This window comes from Pseudomonas sp. 25 R 14 (assembly GCF_900004755.1).
Taxonomy (GTDB): domain Bacteria; phylum Pseudomonadota; class Gammaproteobacteria; order Pseudomonadales; family Pseudomonadaceae; genus Aquipseudomonas; species Aquipseudomonas brenneri.
This window is the reverse complement of sequence record NZ_CVTS01000030.1, coordinates 1-1607: the sequence shown is the minus strand read 5'-3', so window position 1 is coordinate 1607 and position 1607 is coordinate 1. Positions and strand designations below refer to the sequence as shown.

Genomic DNA, 1607 nt, shown 5'->3' with positions numbered 1-1607 from the left:
CTCCGCGGCCCATTGGGCTAGAAACACTACGTACTACACTTACATTTCTGGACAGTGGTCGCTGGCTTTTTGGAGGCTAAGTCCCCGTCAAAAAACGTGACCCAGGGGAAGCTGCGGACCCGTTAGTGGTGGCGCTTCTATGACCCCGTTTAGGAATGTGATTTGATCCGAGTCCCCGTCCAGTCCTGCCCTTGACTGGAGGTGCGTATGAAAAATTCTGACTTAAAAACCAGAGGGTTACCGGTAATTAATACTCGAGCGGCCGGCATTGATATCGGCTCACGCTTTCATGTTGTCGCCGTTCCAGCGGATCTCGCGCAAGATCCGATTCAAACCTTTAATGCCTTCACCGCTGATCTTGAGCGGATGGCTAACTGGCTGGTGAGCCTCGGCATCTCGACAGTCGCCATGGAGTCGACCGGCGTTTATTGGATTCCGGTTTACGAGATACTCGAAACGCACGGACTTCATGTAGTACTTGCCAATGCCCGCGATGCTCGCGCGGTGCCAGGGCGTAAAACCGACGTGAATGATGCGCAGTGGATTCAACGACTCCATTCCTGCGGATTACTTCGAGCTAGCTTCCGTCCAGATCGCGAAATCTCGGCTTTACGTAGCTATTTAAGATTGCGAGAGCGCCACCTTGACTACGCGGCCGCGCATATTCAGCACATGCAAAAAGCCCTCACACATATGAATCTGCAACTGCACCATGTTGTGGCGGACGTAACCGGAGTGACCGGCATGCGAATAATACGGGCCATTGTGGCCGGTGAGCGAAGCCCGTCAGTATTGGCTGCCATGAGTGATACCCGCTGCAAAGCCGGTATCGATGTCATTAAGGCAGCGCTAGTCGGCAATTATCAACCGGAGCATACATTTGCCCTGTCACAAGCACTGACGATGTATGACGCATACCAAGCGCAACTCCTCATCTGCGATCAGCAAATTGCACAAGTGCTCATCAAGCTTTCGCAGGAAAAGGTGCGTCCGTCAGAACCATTACCTAAACCGCGCCATAAAACCCGGCAACCCAATGCGCTTAACTTCGATGTTCGCACCTTGCTCTATCAGTTGGTCGGTGTAGACCTCACGCAAATACATGGCATTGGCCCCTTTTTGGCACTGCGGCTGGTCGCCGAATGTGGTACAGATCTGAGCCGATGGCGCACTTGTCATCATTTCACTTCGTGGCTAACGCTTGCCCCGGGATGTAGGATCAGTGGAGGTAAGGTGCTTTCCGCTCATACTCGGAAAACCAAGAATCGAGTGACCGCCCACCTGCGCTTGGCCGCTGTCACCGTCGGGAGAACGAGTACTGCGCTTGGGGCCTTCTATAGACGCCTTGCAGCTCGAATCGGAAAAGCCAAAGCAGTCACCGCGACCGCCCGAAAAATTGCGATTTTATTCTATAACGCGATGCGTTTCGGTATGAACTATCAGGACCCCGGAGCAGACCAGTACGAGCAGAGATATCGGGAGCGAGTCGTAAAGGGTCTACATCGCCGTGCTGCCGAATTTGGTTTCACTCTTCAGCCAACGGAGGGTGTTTCTTAGGAAGGCCGCCGCGTACTTTGCCAAGGAGTGCGGCTGAAGTACGCCTTTAT

1 protein-coding gene is annotated in these 1607 nt (G+C 53.5%); it reads left to right on the top strand.

What is annotated here, in order from left to right; all coding sequences use genetic code 11:
• The first annotated feature begins 207 nt into the window (after positions 1-207).
• The gene (locus tag BFQ03_RS07080) at positions 208-1557 is read left to right on the top strand and encodes an IS110 family RNA-guided transposase (RefSeq protein ID WP_065942766.1); all 1350 of its coding nucleotides are present in this window, start codon (positions 208-210) and stop codon (positions 1555-1557) included.
• Positions 1558-1607: the final 50 nt, after the last annotated feature.

What these genes read in the sequence shown, in the direction of transcription:
- BFQ03_RS07080 (WP_065942766.1), top strand. Translation starts at nt 208, where the DNA reads ATGAAAAATTCTGACTTAAAAACCAGAGGGTTACCGGTAATTAATACT.